This is a genomic window from Nonomuraea sp. NPDC003214 (assembly GCF_053590035.1).
This window is the reverse complement of sequence record NZ_JBSFSX010000024.1, coordinates 53,060-71,250: the sequence shown is the minus strand read 5'-3', so window position 1 is coordinate 71,250 and position 18,191 is coordinate 53,060. Positions and strand designations below refer to the sequence as shown.

General features: G+C 72.2%; 25 protein-coding genes. 11 read left to right on the top strand and 14 right to left on the bottom strand.

Annotated features, from left to right (window positions below; genetic code table 11):
- Positions 1 to 106 precede the first annotated feature (106 nt).
- The 4 genes from ACWDXC_RS42115 to mshA are packed head-to-tail and all read right to left on the bottom strand — an operon-like array spanning position 107 to position 3,346.
- A complete protein-coding gene (locus tag ACWDXC_RS42115; RefSeq protein WP_219517858.1) occupies positions 107 to 850 on the bottom strand; it encodes a phosphoglyceromutase in 744 nt (247 codons plus the stop codon).
- A 10-nt stretch (positions 851 to 860) separates the two neighbouring features.
- The gene (locus tag ACWDXC_RS42110) at positions 861 to 1,553 is read right to left on the bottom strand and encodes an SAM-dependent methyltransferase (RefSeq protein WP_375075167.1); all 693 of its coding nucleotides are present in this window, start codon (positions 1,551 to 1,553) and stop codon (positions 861 to 863) included.
- An 11-nt stretch (positions 1,554 to 1,564) separates the two neighbouring features.
- Positions 1,565 to 2,047 (bottom strand): type III secretion system chaperone family protein, encoded by a 483-nt coding sequence (locus ACWDXC_RS42105; protein ID WP_219517856.1) that lies wholly within the window; start codon positions 2,045 to 2,047, stop codon positions 1,565 to 1,567.
- A 21-nt stretch (positions 2,048 to 2,068) separates the two neighbouring features.
- Positions 2,069 to 3,346: a D-inositol-3-phosphate glycosyltransferase gene (gene mshA / locus ACWDXC_RS42100; protein WP_308126190.1), complete on the bottom strand. Its 1,278-nt coding sequence runs from the start codon at positions 3,344 to 3,346 to the stop codon at positions 2,069 to 2,071.
- 93 nt (positions 3,347 to 3,439) lie between these two features.
- Here mshA and ACWDXC_RS42095 point away from each other — a divergent pair, with 93 nt between their 5' ends.
- Positions 3,440 to 4,183, top strand: coding sequence for an SDR family NAD(P)-dependent oxidoreductase (locus ACWDXC_RS42095; protein ID WP_449992179.1), 744 nt, complete (start codon positions 3,440 to 3,442; stop codon positions 4,181 to 4,183).
- Positions 4,176 to 4,961 carry a class I SAM-dependent methyltransferase gene (locus ACWDXC_RS42090; protein ID WP_449992177.1) on the top strand — a complete coding sequence of 262 codons (786 nt, stop codon included), beginning with the start codon at positions 4,176 to 4,178 and terminating at the stop codon, positions 4,959 to 4,961. Before ACWDXC_RS42095 ends, ACWDXC_RS42090 begins: the two co-directional genes overlap by 8 nt.
- 7 nt (positions 4,962 to 4,968) lie before the next feature.
- On the opposite strand, the gene ACWDXC_RS42085 is transcribed toward ACWDXC_RS42090, so the two are convergent.
- Positions 4,969 to 5,478, bottom strand: a complete 510-nt coding sequence (locus ACWDXC_RS42085; RefSeq protein ID WP_449992174.1) for an O-acetyl-ADP-ribose deacetylase — start codon at positions 5,476 to 5,478, stop codon at positions 4,969 to 4,971.
- A 54-nt stretch (positions 5,479 to 5,532) separates the two neighbouring features.
- Between ACWDXC_RS42085 and ACWDXC_RS42080 the strand changes: the two genes are divergently transcribed.
- The 5 genes from ACWDXC_RS42080 to ACWDXC_RS42060 all read left to right on the top strand — a co-directional run bounded on the left by ACWDXC_RS42080 (position 5,533) and on the right by ACWDXC_RS42060 (position 8,242).
- Positions 5,533 to 5,889: a BlaI/MecI/CopY family transcriptional regulator gene (locus ACWDXC_RS42080; RefSeq protein ID WP_219517847.1), complete on the top strand. Its 357-nt coding sequence runs from the start codon at positions 5,533 to 5,535 to the stop codon at positions 5,887 to 5,889.
- A complete protein-coding gene (locus ACWDXC_RS42075; protein ID WP_219517845.1) occupies positions 5,886 to 6,791 on the top strand; it encodes a M56 family metallopeptidase in 906 nt (301 codons plus the stop codon). The genes ACWDXC_RS42080 and ACWDXC_RS42075 overlap by 4 nt, the downstream gene beginning before the upstream one ends.
- A 60-nt stretch (positions 6,792 to 6,851) precedes the next feature.
- Positions 6,852 to 7,337 carry a helix-turn-helix domain-containing protein gene (locus ACWDXC_RS42070; protein ID WP_219517844.1) on the top strand — a complete coding sequence of 162 codons (486 nt, stop codon included), beginning with the start codon at positions 6,852 to 6,854 and terminating at the stop codon, positions 7,335 to 7,337.
- A 3-nt stretch (positions 7,338 to 7,340) separates the two neighbouring features.
- Positions 7,341 to 7,760 (top strand): hypothetical protein, encoded by a 420-nt coding sequence (locus ACWDXC_RS42065; RefSeq protein WP_449992169.1) that lies wholly within the window; start codon positions 7,341 to 7,343, stop codon positions 7,758 to 7,760.
- 113 nt (positions 7,761 to 7,873) lie between these two features.
- Positions 7,874 to 8,242 carry a DUF2516 family protein gene (locus tag ACWDXC_RS42060; RefSeq protein ID WP_449992166.1) on the top strand — a complete coding sequence of 123 codons (369 nt, stop codon included), beginning with the start codon at positions 7,874 to 7,876 and terminating at the stop codon, positions 8,240 to 8,242.
- On the opposite strand, the gene ACWDXC_RS42055 is transcribed toward ACWDXC_RS42060, so the two are convergent.
- Complete coding sequence (locus tag ACWDXC_RS42055; protein WP_375075170.1) at positions 8,227 to 8,847, bottom strand: SGNH/GDSL hydrolase family protein; 621 nt, start codon at positions 8,845 to 8,847, stop codon at positions 8,227 to 8,229. The two genes, ACWDXC_RS42060 and ACWDXC_RS42055, sit on opposite strands and share 16 nt — an antisense overlap.
- A 129-nt stretch (positions 8,848 to 8,976) precedes the next feature.
- Between ACWDXC_RS42055 and ACWDXC_RS42050 the strand changes: the two genes are divergently transcribed.
- Positions 8,977 to 9,711, top strand: coding sequence for an alanyl-tRNA editing protein (locus tag ACWDXC_RS42050; protein WP_219517839.1), 735 nt, complete (start codon positions 8,977 to 8,979; stop codon positions 9,709 to 9,711).
- On the opposite strand, the gene ACWDXC_RS42045 is transcribed toward ACWDXC_RS42050, so the two are convergent.
- Positions 9,695 to 10,357, bottom strand: a complete 663-nt coding sequence (locus ACWDXC_RS42045; RefSeq protein WP_449992162.1) for an ankyrin repeat domain-containing protein — start codon at positions 10,355 to 10,357, stop codon at positions 9,695 to 9,697. The two genes, ACWDXC_RS42050 and ACWDXC_RS42045, sit on opposite strands and share 17 nt — an antisense overlap.
- A 40-nt stretch (positions 10,358 to 10,397) precedes the next feature.
- On the opposite strand from ACWDXC_RS42045, the gene ACWDXC_RS42040 reads away from it, so the two are divergent.
- The gene (locus ACWDXC_RS42040) at positions 10,398 to 12,005 is read left to right on the top strand and encodes a DUF2207 domain-containing protein (RefSeq protein WP_449992159.1); all 1,608 of its coding nucleotides are present in this window, start codon (positions 10,398 to 10,400) and stop codon (positions 12,003 to 12,005) included.
- On the opposite strand, the gene ACWDXC_RS42035 is transcribed toward ACWDXC_RS42040, so the two are convergent.
- Entirely contained in the window at positions 12,002 to 12,904 is a 903-nt protein-coding gene (locus ACWDXC_RS42035) for an asparaginase (RefSeq protein ID WP_219517836.1), read from the bottom strand. The genes ACWDXC_RS42040 and ACWDXC_RS42035 overlap by 4 nt on opposite strands.
- Before the next feature lie 49 nt (positions 12,905 to 12,953).
- Here ACWDXC_RS42035 and dtd point away from each other — a divergent pair, with 49 nt between their 5' ends.
- Entirely contained in the window at positions 12,954 to 13,379 is a 426-nt protein-coding gene (dtd, locus tag ACWDXC_RS42030; RefSeq protein WP_219517835.1) for a D-aminoacyl-tRNA deacylase, read from the top strand.
- On the opposite strand, the gene ygfZ is transcribed toward dtd, so the two are convergent.
- The 4 genes from ygfZ to ACWDXC_RS42010 all read right to left on the bottom strand — a co-directional run bounded on the left by ygfZ (position 13,380) and on the right by ACWDXC_RS42010 (position 15,814).
- Complete coding sequence (ygfZ, locus tag ACWDXC_RS42025; RefSeq protein WP_449992155.1) at positions 13,380 to 14,318, bottom strand: CAF17-like 4Fe-4S cluster assembly/insertion protein YgfZ; 939 nt, start codon at positions 14,316 to 14,318, stop codon at positions 13,380 to 13,382.
- Between the two features lie 10 nt (positions 14,319 to 14,328).
- Positions 14,329 to 14,742 carry a Fur family transcriptional regulator gene (locus tag ACWDXC_RS42020; RefSeq protein WP_219517831.1) on the bottom strand — a complete coding sequence of 138 codons (414 nt, stop codon included), beginning with the start codon at positions 14,740 to 14,742 and terminating at the stop codon, positions 14,329 to 14,331.
- Between the two features lie 287 nt (positions 14,743 to 15,029).
- The gene (locus ACWDXC_RS42015; RefSeq protein WP_449992152.1) at positions 15,030 to 15,326 is read right to left on the bottom strand and encodes a DUF2470 domain-containing protein; all 297 of its coding nucleotides are present in this window, start codon (positions 15,324 to 15,326) and stop codon (positions 15,030 to 15,032) included.
- Positions 15,326 to 15,814, bottom strand: a complete 489-nt coding sequence (locus ACWDXC_RS42010; protein WP_219517829.1) for an FABP family protein — start codon at positions 15,812 to 15,814, stop codon at positions 15,326 to 15,328. The genes ACWDXC_RS42015 and ACWDXC_RS42010 overlap by 1 nt, the downstream gene beginning before the upstream one ends.
- A 44-nt stretch (positions 15,815 to 15,858) precedes the next feature.
- On the opposite strand from ACWDXC_RS42010, the gene ACWDXC_RS42005 reads away from it, so the two are divergent.
- Positions 15,859 to 16,221 carry a DsrE family protein gene (locus tag ACWDXC_RS42005; RefSeq protein WP_219517828.1) on the top strand — a complete coding sequence of 121 codons (363 nt, stop codon included), beginning with the start codon at positions 15,859 to 15,861 and terminating at the stop codon, positions 16,219 to 16,221.
- A gap of 27 nt (positions 16,222 to 16,248) precedes the next feature.
- Here the strand turns inward: ACWDXC_RS42005 and ACWDXC_RS42000 are convergent, their stop codons facing one another.
- Positions 16,249 to 16,962 (bottom strand): type 1 glutamine amidotransferase, encoded by a 714-nt coding sequence (locus ACWDXC_RS42000; RefSeq protein WP_449992149.1) that lies wholly within the window; start codon positions 16,960 to 16,962, stop codon positions 16,249 to 16,251.
- Positions 16,952 to 18,181 carry a MurT ligase domain-containing protein gene (locus tag ACWDXC_RS41995; RefSeq protein WP_219519248.1) on the bottom strand — a complete coding sequence of 410 codons (1,230 nt, stop codon included), beginning with the start codon at positions 18,179 to 18,181 and terminating at the stop codon, positions 16,952 to 16,954. The genes ACWDXC_RS42000 and ACWDXC_RS41995 overlap by 11 nt, the downstream gene beginning before the upstream one ends.
- Positions 18,182 to 18,191 lie beyond the last annotated feature (10 nt).

The window sequence follows — 18,191 nt, the reverse complement described above, 5'->3', positions numbered from 1 at the left end:
TTCGTCGTGGAGGCGCTGGCGATCAGGCAAGGGCCGGGCACGTCCGGGCAGACGATCCTGGCCACGGGCAACCGCGGCGCGCCCGACGGCGAGGACCGTACGCGCGTCAGCGTCCCTGGTTGGCCACGGCCTCGATGGCCGCCTTGGCCGCGTCCGGGTCCAGGTACTCGCCCCCACGCCGCACCGGCCGGAACTCGGCGTCGAGCTCGTACCGGAGCGGGATCCCCGTGGGGATGTTCAGCCCCGCGATCTCCTCGTCCCCGATGCCGTCGAGGTGCTTGACCAGGGCGCGGAGCGAGTTGCCGTGGGCGGCCACGAGGACGGTCCGCCCGGCGGACAGGTCGGGCACGATCGCGTCGTACCAGTAGGGCAGCATCCGGTCCACGACGTCCTTGAGGCACTCGGTGCGCGGCATCAGCTCGGGCGGGAGCAGGGCGTAGCGCCGGTCGCCCGCCTGGGAGTACTCGTCGTCGTCGGCGATGGGCGGCGGGGGCGTGTCGTAGGAGCGGCGCCACAGCATGAACTGCTCGTCGCCGAACTCCTCGCGCGTCTGGGCCTTGTTCTTGCCCTGGAGGGCGCCGTAGTGGCGTTCGTTGAGCCGCCAGGAGCGCTTGACGGGGAGCCAGAGCAGGTCGGCCTCGCCGAGGGCGTACTGGGCCGTCTGGATGGCCCTGGTCAGCAGGCTCGTGTGGACGACGTCGGGGTAGACGCCGGCTTCGGTGAGGAGTTTGCCGCCGCGGCGGGCCTCGTCCTCGCCCTTCGCCGACAGGGAGACGTCCACCCAGCCGGTGAACAGGCCCTTCGCGTTCCAGTCGCTTTCGCCATGCCGTAGCAGCACCAATGTCGCCATGCGGCCAATCCTATGGTTTGCGGGCGACCCCGCAGAGAAAGTGGGGGGTGGGCGGCCGGACGAGGTCTTCGGGGCGCCATTCGGGCACGGTGACGACGCCGGGTGGCAGCAGGTCGAGGCCGGCGAAGAGGGGGCGCGGGTCGGTGGTGCCGTCGGAGACGTGGGAGAGGACGAGGTGGCTGCCGGGGGCGAGGGGGGCCATGAGTTCGGCGATGAGCGGCTGGGGGTCGTCGGCGACGTAGTGGGCGATGGCGAGCAGGAGGACGGCGACGGGCCGGTCGAGGTCGAGGTGCTGGCCGACGGCCGGGTTGTTCAGGATGTCGGTGGGTTTGCGCAGGTCGCCGCGGACGGCGAGGGCTTCGGGGACGCCGTCGAGGAGGGTGCGGGCGTGGCTGACGACCTGGGCGTCGGAGTCGACGTACACGGTGGTGCGGCCGGGGACGACCTCGTGGACGCTGCGGCAGGTGGGCAGGCCGGAGCCGATGTCGAGGAACTGGCCGATGCCGTCGTCGGCGAGTGCCCGTACGGCGCGGCCGAGGAAGGCGCGGTTGGCCCGGGCGTCCTCGCGGATGCCGGGCACGATCTCGAGGACGTGGGCGGCGGCCTCGCGGTCGACGCGGTAGTTGTCGTGGCCGCCGAGGAAGTAGTCGTACATGCGCGCGACGTGCGGAACGTGCGGCTCCATACCTCCTGTGTCACTCACGCCCCAGGATCTTACGCGCGTTCCGGGTCGGCGAACCGGGCGAACGCCTGCAGGTTGGCCAGCGATTCGCCGCGTTTGGCGCGCCATTCCCATTCGCGCCTGATGGAGGAGGCGAAGCCGAGTTCCAGGGCGCGGTCGAACCAGTCGTCGGCGTAGGTGAGCACGCAGCCGAGCAGGCGGTCGATCTCGTCGGCGGTGACGGCGGCGAGGGGGATGCGGCCGACGAGGTAGACGTCGCCGACGGGGTCGACGGAGAAGTGGACGCCGTACATGGCGCCGTTCTTGCCGAGCAGCCATTTGTAGAACTCGGCGTGGTTCTCGTCGGGCTGGCGGCAGAAGAACGCTTCCACGTGGAGGACCCGGTCACCGACGATGAGCCAGGTCATGGTGGCGAGCTTGTGCTGTCCGGGCAGTTTGACCAGGAACGCTCCGGGCCGCGGTTCGTCGTAGGTGACGTCCGCGGCCTTGAGCGCGGCTTCGACAACGTCGCGCATCAGTACACCCTAGGAGACGGTCTACGAGTTGACCGCCACCGGCACCCGGTGCAGGTTGGCGATGGCGGCGGCGTAGACCTCGGTGAGGCGGGAGGCGGTGGCCTGCCAGCCGAAGGCGGCGGCGTGCTCGCGGGCGCCGGCCGACAGCATCTCGCGCCATCGGGGTTCGGTGACGAGGCGGCGCAGGGCGGCGGCCCACTGGTGCGGGTCGTGGCCGTCGACGAGGAGGCCGGAGACGCCGTCGCGGACGGCGGTGCGCAGGCCGCCGACGGCGGCGGCGACGACAGGGGTGCCGCACGCCTGTGATTCGAGGGCGACCAGGCCGAACGACTCGCTGTGCGAGGGCACCACGGTGACGTCGGCGGCGCGGTACCAGTCGGCGAGCTCGTGCTGCGGCGCGGGCGGCACGAGGCGGACGACGTCGGCGATGCCGAGTTCGGCGGCCAGGTCGGTGAGCAGGGACGGGCGGGCCAGGCCGTTGCCGGAGGGGCCGCCGACGCAGGCGACGACGAGCCGGCCGCGCAGGGAGGGGTCGTCGATGAGCATCCGGGAGGCGGCGCGCAGCAGCACGTCGGGGGCCTTCAGCGGCTGGATGCGGCCCACGAACAGCAGCACGTGGGCGTCCTGCGGCAGGCCGAGCCGCTGCCGGGCGGCGCCCTGTGAGGCGGGCTGGAAGACGGTCAGGTTGACGCCGGGGTTCACCACGGCGACGCGTTCGCGGGGCGCCCCGTACAGCTCCATGAGCTCGCCGGCCTCGTCGGCGGTGTTGGCGACGAGGCGGTCGGCGATGCCCACGACCTGTTCCTCGCCGACCTCGCGGGCGGGCGGCTCGGGCTTGTCGTCGGCGGCCAGGAAGCGGTTCTTGACCTTGGCCATGGTGTGCATGGTGTGCACGAGCGGCACGCCCCAGCGTTCCTTGGCGAGCCAGCCGACCTGGCCGGACAGCCAGTAGTGCGAGTGGATGACGTCGTAGCGGCCGGGTTCGTACATGGCCTCGGTGCGCAGCACCTCCGACAGGAACGCGCAGAGCTGGCCGGGCAGGTCGGCCCGGTCCATCTCCTCGTACGGCCCGGCGGTCAGGTGGCGGACCAGGATGCCGGGTTCTAGCTCGGCGACCGGTGGCAGGTCTCGCGCCGTGGCGCGGGTGAAGATCTCCACCTCGACGCCCAGACGCGCCAGTTTCCTGGCCGACTCCACGATGTACACGTTCATCCCCCCGGCGTCGCCCGTTCCGGGCTGGTCCAGCGGGGACGTGTGCATGCTGATGGTCGCGACCCGGTTGACCCGTCGTCGCCTCACCCGACACCACCTCCAAGCGGATTACAACTGCTCAGATCATCCCGACATTCCCGGCAGAAGGTCACAACCGGGGGGCCTGGCAGGATGTGGGCCATGAAGAGAACGGCTGTGGTGACCGGCGCGAGCAGCGGGATCGGCGAGGCGACCGCCCGCCGGCTGGCCGCCGAGGGGTACGACGTGGTGGCCGGCGCGCGCAGGCGGGACCGGCTCGACAGGCTGGCCGCCGAGACGCCGGGAATCAGGGCTGTCACACTCGACGTCACCTCCCAGGAGTCGGTGGACGCGCTGGCGGCCTCCCTCGACCGCTGCGACGTGCTCGTCAACAACGCCGGAGGCGCGCTCGGGCTGGAGCCGGTGGCCGGCGGCCGGCTGGACGACTGGCAGCGGATGTACGACACCAACGTGCTCGGCTCCCTTCGCCTGACCCAGGCGCTGCTGCCCAAACTCGTCGACTCCGGCGACGGCGTGCTGGTCATGCTCACCTCGACGGCCGGACTGGTGTCGTACGAGGGCGGCGGCGGCTACTGCGCGGCCAAGCACGCGCAGACGTCGATGACCGAGACGCTCCGCCTGGAGCTGGTCGGGCAGCCGGTGCGGGTGGTCGAGATCGCGCCGGGCATGGTGAAGAGCGAGGGCTTCGCGGTGACCAGGTTCCGCGGCGACGAGGCGGCGGCGGCCAAGGTGTACGAGGGCGTGCCCGACCCGCTGAGCGCCGACGACGTGGCCGACGCGATCGCCTGGTGCGTCACCCGGCCGGCGCACGTCAACGTGGACCGCCTGGTCATCCGGCCGCGCGCCCAGGCCGCCCAGCACAAGGTGCACCGCGTCAGTGGCTAGGCCGGTCGGCGCGATCACCCGGGGCACGACCGGGCACAACCGGCTGCGCCGCGCCGACCGCTGGACCGCCGCCGTGCACGGCCCGCTGCTGCGCCGCGCGTCCCGCCCGCTCGTGGTGGACCTCGGCTACGGCGCGTCGCACACGACGACGCTGGAGCTGTTCACCCGGCTGCGGCGGGTCGCGCCGGACGTGGAGGTCGTCGGCGTCGAGATCGACCCGGCCCGGGTCGCGCTGGCCAGGCCGTACGAACGCGAGGGGCTGAGCTTCCGGCTCGGCGGCTTCGAGCTGCCGGTCGGGCGCCCGCCGACGCTCGTGCGGGCCTTCAACGTGCTGCGGCAGTACGGCGAGTCCGACGCCTGGCACTACTGGGAGCTGCTGCGCGGCAAGCTGGCGCCGGGCGGCGTCCTGGTGGAGGGCACCTGCTCGGAGACCGGCCACCGGGCCGTGTGGGTGGGGCTGGACCGCGACGGGCCGCGCACGCTCACGTTCTCGGCCCGGTTCGACGCCTTCGAGCGGCCCTCCGACCTGGCCGACCGGCTGCCGAAGACGCTGATCCACCGCAACGTGCCGGGTGAGCGCATCCACGCGTTCCTGCGGGACTTCGACCACGCCTGGGCGGTGAGCGCGCCGTACGGGGCGCACGGGCTGCGGCAGCGCTGGCTGGCCGCCGTCGGCGTGCTGGCGGGCTCGTGGCCGATCCCCCGGCACCCGCCGCTGGGCGGCCGGGCGCGCTGGCGGCTCGGCGAGGTGACGCTGCCGTGGTCGGCCGTCGGCTGAGCCGGGACTACCTGCCGAGCTCGCGCTCGAAGGCCGCGTACGCTTCGGCGTCGAACAGGACGAACCGCACGTCCTTCACCGGCGCGTCACTCCCCCGTACGGCCGCGACCGCGATGCGGGCGCCGTCGCCGAGCGGCCAGCCGTAGATGCCGGTCGAGATCGCCGGGAACGCCACCGAGGCCGCGCCGAGCTCGCCGGCCACCCGCAGCGACTCCCGGTAGCAGGACGCCAGCAGCTCCGAGCGGTCCTCCGTACGCGAGTGGACCGGGCCGACGGTGTGGATCACCCAGCGCGCGGCCAGGTCGCCGGCCGTGGTCGCGACCGCCTGGCCGGTGGGCAGGCCCCCGCCGTAGCGGGAGGCGCGCAGCTCGCGGCACTCTCGCAGGATCGCCGGGCCGCCCCTGCGGTGGACGGCCCCGTCGACGCCGCCGCCGCCCATCAGGGACGAGTTGGCCGCGTTCACGATCGCGTCGACCACCTGCTCGGTGATGTCTCCCTGGACCAGGGTGATGTCCATCTCACCATCATCCCGAATTCCAGCTCGACACGTCGTAGAGCTAGTCTGGAGGACGTGAAGGGTCTTGGCGAGCTTGAACGCAGCATCATGGACATCCTCTGGGCGCAGAGCAGCCCGCTGACCGCACGCGAGGTCGGCAGGCTCATCGCCGACCGCGATTTGGCGCCGACCACGGTGATGACCGTGCTCGACCGCCTCACCCGTAAAGGCTTCCTCCAGCGCACCCGTGACGGCCGCGCCTGGCGGTACGAACCGGCCGAAAGCCGTGACGGCTACATCGCTGACCTTATGCTGGAAGCACTCGGCATGACAGGCGACCGTTCGGCCGCCCTGACCCGATTCGCCCAGGCCGTCTCCGGGCCCGAGGCGGAGATCCTGCGCAAAGCCCTTACGGAGCTGGAGGAAGAGTGACCACGGCAGCGGTGCTGGCCGCGCTCGCCACGGCGTGCGCGATCGGCTCCTGGCGTTTCACCACCGCCCGGTGGACCTCGCGCGCGCCGCGGGTCGCCATCATTCTCTGGCAGTCTCTCGGCCTGGCCTGGGGCCTGGCCACGACCGGCGCCATGCTGGCCTACGCCGTCGACCCGTACGGGATCGGCGTGCTTCCCGGCCTGCTGGCCTTCGCCCGCGGGCGGGCGCCGCTGCAGCCGTGGGACGCGCTGCACGTGCTCGCCATGATCGCCGGGCTGACCGCGCTCACCGTGCTCGTCGTGGTGCTGCTCACGGCCGGGGTGCAGGCGTTGCGCGCCCGGCGGCGGCACCGCACGCTGCTGCGGCTCATCTCCCGCGACGACCCGATCGTGCCGGGCGTGCGGGTGCTCGACCACCCGAGCGCCGCCGCCTACTGCGTGCCGGGGCTGCGCTCGCAGGTCGTGGTCAGCGAGGGCGCGCTCAAGCTGCTGTCGCAGGACGAGCTGACGGCCGTGCTCGCCCACGAGGCCGCGCACGTGCGGGAGCGTCACGACCTGGTGCTGCTGCCGTTCGCCGCGCTGCGCCGGGCGCTGCCCTGGTCCAAGATCGTGTGTGACGCGCAGGCCCAGGTCGAGCTGCTGGTCGAGATGGCGGCCGACGACCGGGCGCGCCGCTACTGCTCGCCGCGCCGGCTCGCCACGGCGCTGCTCAGGTTCGGCACCGCGGGGGCCATGCCGACGCCCAGCGGGATGCTCGGCGTGCACGCCCAGCACGTCATGGCCAGGGTCGACCGGCTGATCAAGCCCGCCCCCGAGATCCACCTCGGCCTGCGCTACGGCGTGCTGGCCCTGTCGGTGAGTTTGGTCACAGCCACGCCGTTCCTGTGGGTCATCCAGCTCTGACGCTTGCTGGAGTTAACCACTCCGTTTGCAATTGCAAGCAGGAGTGGGCACACTGGAGGCATGGCACTACCGAAGGTCGGCTCGATCGGCGAGTACATCCGCGAGCAGAGGCAGCAGGCGAAGATCTCCCTCCGCCAGCTCGCCGAGCAGGCGGGGGTCTCCAACCCCTACCTGAGCCAGATCGAGCGCGGTCTGCGCAAGCCGAGCGCGGAGATCCTCAACCAGATCGCCAAGGGTCTGCGCATCTCCTCGCAGGCGCTCTACGTGCAGGCGGGCCTCATCGAGGACCGCGAGCCGCCCAGCGACGTGATCAGTGCGATCAGAGCCGACACGCATCTCACCGAGCGGCAACGCCAGGTGTTGATCGACATCTATGAGTCGTTCCGCAAGGAGCGGCCCGGGGACGGGCAGACCTCCCAGAATGCCGACCCCGGGCCCTCCACGGACGACGAGCAGCCGCTGCCGCCGGAGCTTGTCGCCGCACTTGAGCCCTACGCGACGAGCGACGGCAACGGCACCGTCAACCAGGAAACCAAGGAAGGTTAACCCATGACGCTGGCCACCGAGGTCAAGAAGCTCACCGATTCCAAGCCGTTCTACGCCGTCGCCGGTGTCGGCGACTTCGCCGTGGAGAAGCTGCGCGAGCTGCCCGACCAGCTGCAGAAGCTCCAGGCCCGCCGCGCCGAGCTGGCCAAGGACCTGCCCGGCCGCGCCCGCGACTACGCCGGCAAGGCCGAGGGCTTCGCCAAGGAGTTCCCCGAGAAGGCGCGCGAGTACGCCGACCAGCTGAGCCACCGGGCCGTCGAGGTCTACGAGGACTTCGCCACCCGCGGCCGCAAGGTCGTCAGCCGGACCACCGGCGAGGCCGCGCTGGAGCTGGAGGAGGTGTCGGAGGCCGCCGAGCCGGCCGTCGCCACCCCCGTCAAGAAGACCCGCAGCACCAACCGCACCACCAAGGCCCAGGCCTGACCGACTCAAAGGCCCGCCCCGTCCTGGGGGCGGGCCTTTTCGCCGCGCGGAGTGCCCGTGGCGGCTATTAGGCTGGGGCCGACTTCATCGCGGCACTGGGCGGAGCCAAACTCATGGAATTCATCAACCTCGGGCTCAACTTCCTCTTCCTGGCGCTTGCCGTGATCATTCTCGGCATGTCGGCCTACGCGCTGATCCACGCGCTACGGGTGCCGACCGGCGCGTTCGTGTCGGCGGGGAAGCTGCAGAAGAACATCTGGCTGATCATCCTGATCCTGGCCACGCTGTTCTCGGCGGCGGGCGCGTGGTCCTACCTGAACGCCTTCCTGTTCCTCGGGGGCGCGCAGTTCATCGGCATCGGTCTCGGCATCTTCTCGATCGCCGCCGTCATCGCCGCCACTGTCTACATCGTCGACGTCAAGCCCGCCGTCAAGGGCATGGGCGGGCGCGGCGGCAACAGCGGCCCCTACGGGCCCTGGTGAGGTAGCCGGGTCAGGCTCCTGGCGAGCCACCGGCCCATCAGGGCGTGCCCGGCGCGGGTCGGGTGCACGCCGTCGGGCAGCACCGCCTTCACCTCCGCCTTGCCGCCGCCGGAGGACCACGGCCTGCGCAGCGCGTCGAGAAACGGCACGGCCTGGCTCGACGCCACCCGCGCCAGCGCGTCACGCACTCGGTAGGCCTTGGCGGGCGGCGTCGGGTCGAGCCAGATCGGGCCGACCATGACGATCTGCGTCTTGGGCCAGGTCGCGCGGGCGGTGTCGAGGAGCCTGTCGGCCGCCTCGCCCACCCGCTCGGCCGGCCACCGGCCGTCGTTGTGGCCGCCGGAGATCACCAGCACGTCGGGTGCGGGCCGCCACGCCAGCTCCGCCTCGAACGACTCCTGGAACGTACGGCCCACGCGCCCGTCGCTGACGAAGCCGGTGCCGCCCGCTCCGGCGATGACCGGCTGCCAGCCGAGCAGCCGGGCCGCCTCGGCGGCGTAGGTGTGCCAGCGCGGCACCGGGCCCGACCCCACGGTGAAGCTGTCGCCGACGAACATCACGACCGGCGGGCGCCGCTCAAGGGGCGGCTGGGGCGGCGTGGCCACCGCCGCCGCACATCCCGATAAAGTGCAGCAAATCGCCGCCATCGAGGCGGCCTGGCCGGCGAGAGTTCTCCTGAGCGGGCTACGCAGCCTCGCGCGCATCTACCACCTCGAAAGCTCTAGGCTGCCGACATGACCACCGATCTTCACGGGCGAACGCAACGGCTCGAACTGGCGGACCAGAACCTTCGCGACTTCGAAGCCGTGGTCCTCGACGCGACCCCCGAAGGGATCGTGCTCAACAGGTCGGCATTCTATCCAGGAGGCGGCGGCCAGCCGGCCGATCACGGAGTTCTCCTCTGGCAGGGCGTGGAAACCCGCATCGCCGGAGTGCGCAAAGGCGACGATCTCTACCTGATCCCGGCAGAGGGCGACCCGGTCCCCCCGGTGGGCGCCGTCGTCCGGGCGGCCGTCGCCGACGAGCGCCGCTCCGCGCTCATGCGCACCCACTCGGGGCTCCACGTCCTGTGCGGGGTGGTCTTCCGCGAGTTCGGCTGCCCGGTCACCGGCGGCAACATGGAGCCGCTGACCGCCCGCATGGACTTCAACCTGCCGGAGGTGCCGGCCGGCTTCAAGGAGTCGGTCGAGGACCTGTGCAACGCCGAGATCGTCGCCGACCGGCGCATCGACGTGCGGGTTCTGCCGCGCGCCGAGGCGTTCGCGATCCCCGACATCATCCGCACCGCGACCAACCTGGTCCCGCCGGAGGTCGAGGACGTGCGGATCGTCGACATCGTCGGCCTCGACACCCAGGCCGACGGCGGCACCCACGTGGCCTCGACCAAGCAGATCGGCCGCATCAAGGTGGCCAAGGTCGAGAGCAAGGGCCGCGGCTTCCGCCGGCTGCGCATCACGATCTCCGACTGACCGCGCCCCGCTCCCGCAGCCATCCGGCCAGCTCCGCGAACCCCTGACGCAGCGCGGCCTCCATCGGCGTCACCGGCTCCCAGGGCGGCTCCCGGTCCACCGCCGCCCCGCGCTCCAGCAGCAGCTCGGCGATCCGCCGCTGCCCGCCGTGGCAGGCGTACCAGAAGGCCGTGTCCAGCTCCTCCTGGCCGGTGACCGTCACCTGGCCGGGCAGGCCGAGCGCGGCGGCGTGGCGGAAGCCGACGGCGGCGCCGCGCGCCACCAGGCGGCGGGCCGCCTCCCACTGCCCGAAGGCCACCGCGTCGTCCAGCGGCGTCCCGCCCGCGACGACCGCGCCCGGCGCGTCGATATGCGCGCCCGCGTCGAGCAGCGCGTCGAGGGCCGTCACGTCCCCGCTGCTGGCCGCCCAGTGCAACGGCGTCTCGGCGTGCTCGCCGCGGAAGCGGGCGTCCACGTCGGCGCCCGCCTCGACCAGCGCGGCGATCGTCTCGGCGACCGCCGGGAAGTGCCCCGGCCAGTCGGTGGCGACGTGCAAGAGCGTACGGGCGCCGTCGGGGCGGGCGGTGGCCCGCGCGGGGTCGGCGGCGAGGAGGGCGCGCAGCGCGGCCACGTCGCCCGATCGGATCATCTCTCGGGCATCGGCCATCAGGTCCTCCTCAACCGGGATACCGATACGATTCACGGCCATGACGGGTATCAGGCACACGCTAGCCGCTCTCGGAGCCGTCGCCCTGGCGCTGACCGCGACTCCCGCCCTGGCGGAGGCCGGGATCACCACCGAGGTGACGATGACCCTCGGCAAGGGCGGCACGCTGCACGTGGTCGAGAAGATCAGCGGCGGTTCCGGCGAGCTCCAGCGGACGTTCCTGACCAGGACGCGCTACGACGACACCAGCGACCGCGTCTACCGGATCGCCAACCTCAAGGGCGGCGCGCTGGCCGGTGACGTGCTGACGGTCAAGTCGCCCGCCACCGTCGAGTACGACGTCCAGGGCGCCGTCACGCCCACCGGCGGCGTCGAGGAGCTGCGCTGGTTCGCCGTCAACGGCTGGAACACCGCCGTCGACAAGGCCACCGTCAAGGTCAGCGGCCCCGGCCAGGTGCAGAACCTGTCATGTTTCGCCGGCGAGCTGACCTCCGCCATCGGCTGCACCGCCGCCGCGATGGACCACACGGCCACCCACGCCGACTTCGAGCAGGCGGGCATCGCCCCCGGCCAGGCGCTGACCGTGGTGGTCGGCTTCCCGGCGGGCGCGAGCGGCGGCGAGCCGATCCTGGAGAAGCGGTTCTCGCTGGCGGCGGCGTTCACGCTCAGCCCCGTCACCGGCGGCGCGCTGGCCGGCCTGCTCGTGCTGCTGCTCGGCGGCGTCGCGCTGCTCTACTGGACGCGCGGCCGCGACGCCCGCATCGTCGGCCACGAGCGCGGCGCGGTCGACCCCGTCCAGAACGGCCACTTCAGCCCGCCCGACGGGGTGCGTCCCGGCCAGATCGGCACGCTCGTGGACGAGCAGGCCGACGTGGTGGACGTGACGGCCACGATCGTGGACCTCGCCGTCCGCGGCTACCTGCGCATCGACGAGCAGCCCCGCCAGACGTACGACGCCCCTGACTGGATGCTGGTACGGCTGCCGAACGCGCCCGTCAACGCGCTGCTGCCCTACGAGCGGGCGCTGTACGAGGCGATCTTCGAGGGCCGGGACGCGGTGCTGCTGTCGCAGCTGTCCGGCTCGTTCGCCACGCATCTGGGCAAGGTGCGCGACGCCCTCTACACCGACGTGGTCACGCAGGGCTGGTTCGCCCGCCGACCGGACGCCGAGCGGACCCGCTGGACCACGATCGGCGTCGTGCTCATCGGCCTCGGCGTGCTGGCCACGGGCGCGCTGGCCTGGTTCACCACGTACGGGCTGATCGGGCTGGGCGTGATCGTGGCGGGCGGGGCGCTGGCCGTGGGCGGGCAGTACATGCCGGCCAAGACGGCCAAGGGGTCGGCCGCGCTGGCCCACACGCTCGGCTTCCGCGAGTATCTCTTCTCCGGCGACCTGGGCGAGGTGCCGGAGCAGCACCGGGTCGAGCTGTTCTCCCGCTACCTGCCCTATGCGGTGATCTTCGACGGGGTGGAGCACTGGTCGCGGGTCGTCGCCTCGGTCACCGGCAACGGCTCGCAGGCCGACAACCTGTACTGGTATCACGGGCCCGCCGAGTGGGACCTGTCGAAGTTCGCCGGGTCGATGCGCACGTTCACCACGACGACGTCGGGCGCGATCTCGGCCACCCGGCAGTTCCGCACCCTCTAGTCGGGGTGGATCCGCAGCTCGCCGACCGGCCGGCCGCCGCCGTACACCCGCTGCACGCCCAGCTCGTCCAGCTCCGGTGAGGTGAGCCCGAGCGAGCGCAGCGCGGCCACGGTGAGCGTGGTCCTGGCGCGCGCCGCGCCGTCCTCGACCTTGATCGCGCCCGCGCGCCCGTCCTCGTACGCGAACGCCTGGAAGCCCTCGGCGCCCACCTTGACCATCAGGCCGGGCAGCGCCCGCATGAGCGCGGTCTCCGGCCGGTGGGTGCCGGACGTCCACTGCGGATGGGCGCGGACGGCGTCGAACACGCCGCCCTCGCCGCTCACCGCGAGCGTGCGGAACGCCCTGGCCACGCCCAGCATCGAGACGAAGAACAGCGGCGCCCCGCACCCGTCGACGCCGGAGGCGGGCATCCGCTCGCCGGTCAGCTCCTCCACCGTGGCGCGGATCGCCCGCTGGAGCGGGTGCGGCGGCTCCAGGTAGGACTCCAGCGGCCAGTCGTTGACCACGCAGGTGGCGAGCATGGCGGCGTGCTTGCCCGAGCAGTTCATGTAGACGCGGCCCCGGTCGGTCACCGCCCGGTCCTCCGGGTAGTCCTCAGGGCAGCGCAGCGCCGACTCGTCCAGCCCGGCCCCGGCCAGGATCTTGCGCACGCCGTCGACGTGGAACGGCTCGCCCGCGTGTGACGCGCACGCCAGCGCCAGCAGCTCGCCGCTCAGCCGCAGCCCGCTGCGCACCATGCCGAGCGCCTGGAGGGGCTTCATCGCCGAACGCGGCGACGCCGGCTCCGCGACCGCGCCGTGCGTCTCGGCCGGGCGGCCCGCCGCGTCCAGGGTCAGCATCCGCGCCAGGTGCCTGGACTCCACGAACCCCGACCGCACGACCTCCACGACCAGCGCCATCGGCTCCTCCTTTTCTCACGAGTGTATTTCTGGGCCACAATGTGGTCCCATGCGAGCTGTAGTGCAGCGGGTGAGCTCCGCGTCCGTGGCCGTCGACGGGCAGCCTGTCGGCGCGATCGACGAGCCGGGGCTGCTCGTGCTGGTCGGCGTCACCCACACCGACACGCGCGACCAGGCGGCCAAGCTGGCCGCCAAGCTGTGGGGGCTGCGCGTCCTGCATGGCGAGAAGTCGTGCTCGGACGTGGCCGCGCCGCTGCTGGTGATCAGCCAGTTCACGCTCTACGGCGACACCCGCAAGGGCCGCCGCCCCACCTGGCAGGCGGCCGCCCCGGGGCCCGTCGCCGAGCCCCTGGTCGAGGCCGTCGTCGAGGAGCTGCGCGCGCTCGGCGCGCACGTGGAGACCGGCCGGTTCGGCGCCGACATGAAGGTCTCGCTGGTCAACGACGGCCCGATCACCCTGGTGATCGACGTCTAGTCAGCGGATGCGACGGCGCAGGCTCGGGTCGATGCTGACGTTGCGCCCGGCGTCCGGCGGCACGATGACCTCCTGCGAGGCCGCGACACCGCCGGCGAGCAGCGGCGCGTCGACCGGGACCGTGCGCTTGACCACGGCCAGCGCGATCGGCCCCAGCTCGTGGTGGCGGGCCGCCGAGCCGACGGTGCCCACCTCCTGGCTCTCGAAGATCACCGGAGCGCCGTGCGCGGGCAGCGTGTCGACGCTGCCGTCGAGGTGCAGGAACACCAGCCGCCGCGGCGGATGCCCCAGGTTGTGCACCCGCGCCACCGTCTCCTGCCCCCGGTAGCAGCCCTTCGACAGGTGCACGGCCGCGCCGATCCAGCCCACCTCGTGCGGGATCGTCTTGTGGTCGGTCTCGAAGCCCATGCGGGGCCGGTGCCCCTCGATCCGCAGCGCCTCGTACGCCCACAGCCCCGCCACCGGCCGGCCCAGATGCTCGGCCAGCTCGGCGCGCGGCACCAGCAGGTCCTCCGTCGCCGTCGACAGCACGGCCAGCTCGTCGGCCGCCGAGACCTCCACGCGCAGCATGAACCGCATCCGGTCCAGATAGTCGATCAGGCTCGCCGAGGCGCCCGGCTCGACGTGCGCCAGCACCGCCTCACCGTCGTCGACCAGCGTCAGATGGTGCTCCACCCGGCCCTGAAGGTCGAGCAGGAGCGTCTGGGTCCACTCCCCCGGGGCGAGCGTGTCGAGCTTCTGCGACGTCAGGTCGTTGAGCCATTTCAGCCGGTCGGCCCCCGCGATCCGGACGATCTCACGGTTGCTCCGGTCGACGACCGCCTCGCCCTTGGCCAGGGCGCGCTGCTCGGCGAACAGGTCGCCGTAGTGCGCCGCCACGTCGGCGTCGGGGCCGTCGGCGGGGACGGCGCCGGGCAGGTCAAGCAGAGGGCTACGCATGCCCTCCAGGTTAACGGCACTCCCGGCAGAGCCCGAAGACGGTCAGGTGATGGACGTCGGCCACGAACCCCAGCTCGTCGTCCAGCCCCCTGACCAGGCCCTCCGCCATCTCCGGCCGCACCTCGCCCACGTCGCCGCAGCCCCGGCACACCAGGTGGACGTGGTCGGCGTCGGACGCCAGGTGGTAGGTCGGGGCGCCGTGGCCCAGATGGGTGTGGGTGACCATGCCGAGCTCCTCGAGAAGCTCCAGCGTGCGGTAGACGGTCGAGATGTTGACCCCGCGGGCCGTCTGCCTGACCTTGACGCAGATCTCGTCAGGAGTGGCGTGCTCCAGCTCCTTGACCGCCTCCAGCACGAGCTGGCGCTGCGGAGTGACCCGGTAACCCTTGGCGCGAAGCTCCTCATGCCACTGCGTCTCCGTCATGCCCCGAGTCTACGACCGGACGTTAATTCACTTGCCCCCTCCGACGGCGACCGCATAACTTCATGAGTACGCGGAAAGGAGGTGGTCCAAACAATGGTGATTCATAGTTGGACTAGCGAGGTGGTTGTCCGCTGACGTCGCGGACTTAGTTGTCTCGTGCTCGTCGGCGAATTCGAGGCAACCACCGGGGCCCCTGGCAGCCGGAGGGCGGGATCCGATCCCGTCTTTGGTCCATCCGGCCCGCCTGCTCGGCAGGCGGAGCGCCGCCCGGGGCCCTCTTTTGTTTTTCAGTGCTCTCCGCGCGCGGGGACGCCGAGCGCCTGGCAGGCGTCGCGGTAGAGGCGCACAACCGCCATCCGCACCTGCGCCCGCTCCGTCAGCATCTCGCCCCACGGCACCCTGACCCGCTCGCCGCCGTCGATCGTGAACTCGATCGCCTCGCCGTCGACGTCGCTCGTCACCGCCGTGGTCGCCGCCGGCCGGCCGCCCAGCCCGCGCACGATGATCAGCGAGTCGGCCGCGTGGTCGTCGTTCATGTGACGCTTGATCGCCTCGACGGCGTCGTCGGTGAACGGGGCGCCCATCACGCCACCTTCTTCAGCTCGGCCGACATGTGCGACGTCAGCGGGTGACCGACGGCCGCCATGTCGTAGGCCCACATCAGATTGCCCTTGACCAGCCCGTACAGCCGCCTGCCCGCGGTGTACTCCTTCGCGGACGCGGTGCGCGCCACCACGTCGGTGTGCAGGTCGATCTTGTGGAAGACGACCTCGCCGACGTAGATCTCCACGATGCCGGTCGGATGCGACAGCACCACTTCGAGCTGCCGCTCGGGCTGCACGCGCCAGTAGCCGGACTCGGTGGCCAGCGGCCTGACCCGGCCGCCGTCCTGGTCGAGCAGCCACGTGCGGCTCACGTACGTGAGAAACGGCTTGCCGTTGTGGCCGAACTCGATCTCCTGCCCGAAGTTGAAGCTCTCGATCGTGGGGTAGCCGCCGACCCCCGCACCCTCCCACCGGCCGAGCAGGAAGGCGATCGGCTCCAGGTCGGGGTGCACCTCAGGTTCCTCCATGACCCCCAACCCTAGTCCCGCCCGAGGCGGGCTAGGGTGACTGCATGGCACGATCACTGGTGATCAAGGTGACCGCCGGGGCCGACGCGCCCGAGCGGTGCAACCAGGCGTTCACGGTCGCGGCCGCCGCCGTCGCGAGCGGGGTCCCCGTCTCCCTCTGGCTCACGGGCGAGTCGTCCTGGTTCGCGCTGCCGGGGCGGGCCAAGGAGTTCGAGCTGCCGCACGCCGTCCCGCTGCCCGACCTGCTGGAGGCGATCCTCGCGGGCGGGCGTGTCACGCTGTGCACGCAGTGCGCGGCCCGGCGCGAGATCACCGTCGACGACGTGATCGACGGCGTCCGCATCGCCGGCGCGCCCACGTTCGTCGAGGAGGCCACCGCGGAGGGCGTGCAGGCGCTCGTCTACTGACTGGGCTCCCCGCGGTCACAGGGGGAGCTAGGAGGCCAGGACCGTGCTCAGGCGCTCCTGGCGGAGCTGCTCGTAGCGGGTGTCGTCGAGCGGGGCGAGCTCGCCGACGCGCCACGACAGCAGCAGGTCGGCCAGCGCCGGGTTGCGGGCGAGGGCGGGACCGTGCAGGTAGGTGCCGATGACGTGGCCGGCGTAGCAGCCCTCGAAACCGTCGCCGTTGCCGACGCCCTTGACGGTCCTGGACAGCGGCCGGACGCCGGGGCCGAGCCGGGTGACGCCCATGTGGTTCTCGAAGCCGGTCAGCGTGGGCAGGCCGAGCGCGGCGTCGACCTCGGCCACGAGCTCGCCGACGGCGCGGGCGGGGCCGCGGGCGCTGGAGATGTCGAGCAGGCCGATGCCGTCGACCGGCTGGCCCTCCTCGCCGCCGAACGTGCTGCCCATGATCTGGTAACCGGCGCAGACGGCGAGCATGGCGGCGCCGCGGGCCACGGCGCGGTGCAGGCCGCCGTCGCGGCGCAGGCGTTCGGCCGCGAGGATCTGCGGCCGGTCCTCGCCGCCGCCGATCAGGTAGATGTCGCCCGTCTCGGGGACGGGATCGGCGGACCGTACGTGGATCGTCTCGGTGTCGATGCCCCGGCGCTGCGCCCGGTGCTCCAGGACGAGCGCGTTGCCCTGGTCGCCGTAGGTGCTGAGCAGGTCCGGGTAGATCCAGACGATGCGAAGGGCGCTGTCAGACGGCACGGCCGAACTCCGATCGGATCAGCTGGAAGGCGGTGTAGTTGGCGATCACGTCGACCCGGCCGGGCGGCTGCATGGCCAGCGCCTCGGAGAAGGAGGAGCACAGCGCGAACGGCACGTCGGCGACCTCCAGCCGGAGCGCCAGGTCGAGCCGCCGCTCGCCGGTGACGAACACCGGGCGGCCGCGCAGGATACGGTAGTCGACGTCCCACAGCCAGGAGGTGTCGCGCCCGTCGGGGCCCTGGGCGTTGACGGACAGGATGATCGGCAGGCTCGGGTCGGTGACGTCGAACGCCTCCAGCCAGCCGGCCGGGTTCTTGGCGAGCAGCAGCCGGGCGTGGCGGCCGTCGCGCTCGACGGTCGTGTAGCGGCCGGCGACCGAGGTGACCTCGCGCAGCCGGGGCAGCGCCCGCTCGACCGGCAGCCCGAACGCCTCGGAGACGGCCAGCGCCATCGCCGCGTTGGACCGGTTGGCCAGGCCGGGGAGCTGGATGTCGAGCAGCCAGCGCTGCCCGCGCGGGTCGATGACCGCGTCGTCGTCGAGCACCCACTGCGGCTCGGGCCGGTGGAAGGTGCATTCGCGGCAGGCCCAGTCGACGCCCTTGCGCTCCAGCGGGCCGCCGCATTCGGGGCAGCTCCAGGAGTCTTCCTTCCAGCGCTGCCCGCCGGCCACCCAGGTGACCTTGGCGGCGGTCGAGGCGCCCCAGGTGACGAGCGGGTCGTCGCAGTTGGCGATGACGTGGGTGGGTTTGCCGGACAGCGCCCTGCGCCACTTCTGCGCCAGGAGCCAGATCTCGGCGGCGCGGTCCATCTGGTCGCGGCTGAGGTTCATCAGGCAGACGACGCCCGCGCCGGTGGTGTCGAGCACCTCGGGCAGGTATTTCTCGTCCACCTCCAGCACGCCGTAGGGGGCGCTCTTGTGCTGCGACAGCGCGGAGACGTGGCCCGCCGGCATGTTGGCGCCATAGGCGTTGGTGGCCACCTCGCCCAGCTCCAGCAGGGCGGAGGTGATCAGCCGGGTGGTGGTCGTCTTGCCGTTGGTGGCGCTCACCAGGGCCAGCTTGCGGTCGCGGGCGAGCTGGCGGAGCAGGTCGGGCTCGAGCATCAGGCCGACCCTGCCGCCGATCACCGAACCGTCACCCCGCCCGGTCATCCTGGACAGCGTCGCGGCACTGCGGCCCAGAGCGCTCGCGAGCTGAGCCCGCAGTGGAAGCTGGGTCATGAACAAGAAT